This is a genomic window from Streptomyces lancefieldiae (genome assembly GCF_031845825.1).
Taxonomy (GTDB): Bacteria; Actinomycetota; Actinomycetes; order Streptomycetales; family Streptomycetaceae; genus Streptomyces; species Streptomyces lancefieldiae.
On record NZ_JAVRFH010000163.1, the window covers coordinates 1 to 3,142 of the forward strand.

Sequence of the window (3,142 nt, forward strand, 5' to 3'; positions counted from 1 at the left end):
GTCGACCCCTTGTCGATCGTGGAGTCGGTGATCATCCACCTGCCGCTGCCGTACTGGGCCTTGGACGTCTGCACCTTGCGCCGGCTGGTGCTGTCGAGCTCGGACTTCTTGCCCGTCTTGCGGTTCTCGGGCACGAAGTTCGTGCTGTCGACGCAGTCGACGATCACCGCGCTCTTCGACGAGCCGCCGAGGCTGAGCGTGACCTTCGGGTCGTCCTTCAGCTTCGGCTCGCCCTTCACCACCAGGTCGTTGTTCTGGTAGTAGAAGGCCGCGGCGCGCACCTTCGCCAAGGCCTTGTCGGCGGCGTACTTCTCCAGCTGCGAGCCCTTGAACGACCCGCTGGCGTAGATCTTGACCTGTTCGGCCCACATGCCGCGGTAGGCCGCCAACACCTGTTCCCGGGCCTGCTGTTCCAGATCAGCGGAAGGAGACGTGCTGGTGGCGGGTGCAGCGGACGTCTTCTTGGCGGCCGGGGAGTCGGAGCCGGTACCGCAGCCGGCCAGGAGCACAGCGGCGCCCAGACCCAACGCGGCCGCCGTGCGGATCTTCGCGGCCTTCGTGACGCCGGCCTTGGACAGTGCCATTGACATATCCCCCTCAATCGTGGTCGTGGAAGTACACCGTCCGGCCCCCGGAGAGGCCCGGGTCAGCCGGCGGGGCCCATGCGAACTAAGGAGCGTACGCGGCCAACCTGCGCCCCGGCATGGTCATTTCTCTCGCCGCTCGTGTTCCGCAGCTCTTGGGCCGCGCAGACGCCCTCAGGGCGCGGCGCCGGGTGTGGAGAGCCGAGCGGGCCACCACGTCGAAGGGTCTGCCGAGGAACTCGGCCAGCTCGCGCAGGAGCGCCGGCTCCGGTATGAGGACGCCCCGTTCGATCCTTGACCAGCGGGCCTGCGGCAGACCGAGCGACCTCGCAAGATCGCGCTGCCGGACGCCGCCCTCCACTCTCAGCCGGGCCAGGTCCTCGGTCTCGACCGGCACCAGCAATGACCGAATCTCCACACCGAGCGCCCTGGCCAACGCAACGAGCGTGCTCAACTGCGGCACGCGCGCTCCGACTTCGTACAGGCTGACATGGGCAGCGCTCAGGCACGGCTCGTACTGTGACGCGGACCGGGCCAACTCCTCCCGCGACAGATTCACGCCTGTGCGTTCGCTCAGCAGCGCGGCCGGAGCAAAGTCGGTCACTCCGCGACCGGCCACCGTCACGTCCTTCCCGCACGAACACGGTCCGGGGAGTCCGCGCGCTCCCCATCGCCGCGGCCGACATCGACGCAATTGAGCGCATCTGACACCCCCTCCGCCCGCAACAGCACAGCCTTCGACAACCACCGCTCCGCCGTGAATCTGAGCGGTGATCAACCCGAATCTGACACCCAACCCCAAGCCCGTCAAGATCGTTTTGTAATGGTTTGTCCGCTTTGATTGTTCGAGTATTTGCAGGCAGGCAGCATTGCGCGGACGTCACTTCGCAGCTGCCGATGTCTGGTCCTTCCCGCGGCGTGACGCGCTGCGCTTCACCGCGGCACCGGACGCCGAGGCGCGCCGGTGTGCCGCGTCGACGACGGCGAACGAGGCGAGGAACGCGTAGAGGCACGCGGCGACACCCGCGCAGAAGGCGCCGACTGCGGCGGGCAGAACCAGCAGGCGGCCCCATGGCGCCGGCAGGTAGATCGTCGTCATCAGCGTGCCGACGAGGCTGACAGCGAGCAGCGTGAAGAGCACGGCCCGCCCGATGGCGCGCGCCGTGGTCATCTCGGCGGGTGCCCCTCCAGCGCTGGCCCCACGCCACAGCAGCCGGCGCACACGTGCCGCCTTGCCACGTGCTGCGGAGACAACGACCTCAGAAACTGGCTTCATGGGAATCCCTTGGACGGTGAGTGGGTGCCCGCTCCTACTGGGGGCTGAGGGCGTGGGCGGGATGATCCGCCCGGGCAGGACGGCACCTATGCGGCGATGGCCTCGGGATGGCCTGCGGGCAGCGTGGGGTACCGGGACTGGACCAGGGCGAGCGCCGCCAGCGTCACGCCGCAGGTGATCCGGCCATCGGCCAGCCAGCGGGGCAGCTCCGCGGGTGCGATCCAGACGGGCTCGCTGACGGACTCCATGGCCTCCGGGCGGGCCGACTGCGTCTCCGTGGTGTCCACCGGCGCGACGAAGACATGGATCGAGGAGGCGATGATGCCGGTGTCGGCATGAATGAGGCCGAGCCGGCGCGGCGCCTCGCAGATCAGGCCTGTCTCCTCGCGCAGCTCGCGAGCGGCGGCCACGGCGAGTTCCTCGTCGCCCTCGACGCCGCCCCGCGGGAACTCGATAGACGCGGCATGGACGGGGTAGCGATAGGAGGGCACGAGGGCGTACCCAGCCGAGCCGACCGGAACAACGACGACGCCGTCCTGGTTCCATTGCCACCGCAGGTACTGGCCGGCGGTGCCCGACGGTGCGACCACATCGTCGTTGAACAGGGTGCCGAAGCGGTTACGGAAGACAGCGACCTCCCGGACCCGTCGTATGGGCGCCGGAACGTCGACAGGCTGCGCGGACCTGGGCCCGGTCACTGTGGTCACTTTGGCCTCCTTCGGGGATCTCCAACGCCTATAGAGGTGTCGGGATCAGACGGCGTGTGACACAGCTGGCGGAACTTTTCCCGCGAGCGGCGGCCGGGGCGCGGCCGCTGGCCGAGTACCTGGACACGGGTGAACCTCGGCGGGAGGCGCCTGCCCACCTCACCCTCGGGGCAGGCGCCTGAGATCTTGTCCGCCGGGTTCAGGCCACCAGTCGGCGCAGCCCGCTCATCACGTCGGCGTCGGCGCCGTCGAGGAGGACGGCGAGCTGTGGGAACAGCAGCAGAGCGACAACTTCGGTGGGGGCGTGGAACCACGCGTCGTCCGGGGGCAGTTGGGTGAGCCGGGGGGCCTGCAGTGTCAGCCGCCCGTGCCGGTCGGCGTACATGGCGGGAGCGGGGGGAAAGTCGACGGAGCCACCGCGGCCGAGGGCCTGCACGAGGCGCCCGCCGCGGCCGCAGCGCACCGCGGTGGCCTTGCCGGCGGCCAGCTGCTGCTGCAAGGCCTCGTCGGCGCGACCGTGGGCGGGGGAGGGGGACAGGCGGATCTGCTCGAAGACGGCGGCGTTCACCGACTTG

At 69.6% G+C, this 3,142-nt stretch carries 5 protein-coding genes; all 5 read right to left on the reverse strand.

Annotated elements, in window-relative coordinates:
• A partial coding sequence (locus tag RM812_RS41175) for a hypothetical protein (RefSeq protein ID WP_311586002.1) occupies positions 1 to 584 on the reverse strand: 584 nt, incomplete at its 3' end.
• A gap of 85 nt (positions 585 to 669) precedes the next feature.
• Positions 670 to 1,332 carry a helix-turn-helix transcriptional regulator gene (locus RM812_RS41180; protein ID WP_311586010.1) on the reverse strand — a complete coding sequence of 221 codons (663 nt, stop codon included), beginning with the start codon at positions 1,330 to 1,332 and terminating at the stop codon, positions 670 to 672.
• A gap of 132 nt (positions 1,333 to 1,464) precedes the next feature.
• Positions 1,465 to 1,755, reverse strand: coding sequence for a hypothetical protein (locus tag RM812_RS41185; protein WP_311586004.1), 291 nt, complete (start codon positions 1,753 to 1,755; stop codon positions 1,465 to 1,467).
• A 191-nt stretch (positions 1,756 to 1,946) separates the two neighbouring features.
• Positions 1,947 to 2,567: an NUDIX hydrolase gene (locus RM812_RS41190; RefSeq protein ID WP_311586006.1), complete on the reverse strand. Its 621-nt coding sequence runs from the start codon at positions 2,565 to 2,567 to the stop codon at positions 1,947 to 1,949.
• A 199-nt stretch (positions 2,568 to 2,766) separates the two neighbouring features.
• Positions 2,767 to 3,142: hypothetical protein (locus RM812_RS41195; protein WP_311586008.1), on the reverse strand; the 376-nt coding region annotated here is incomplete at its 5' end.

Bases quoted from the DNA above. Each gene is read 5' to 3' on its own strand.
- RM812_RS41185 (WP_311586004.1), bottom strand. From the start codon at position 1,755: ATGACCACGGCGCGCGCCATCGGGCGGGCCGTGCTCTTCACGCTGCTC.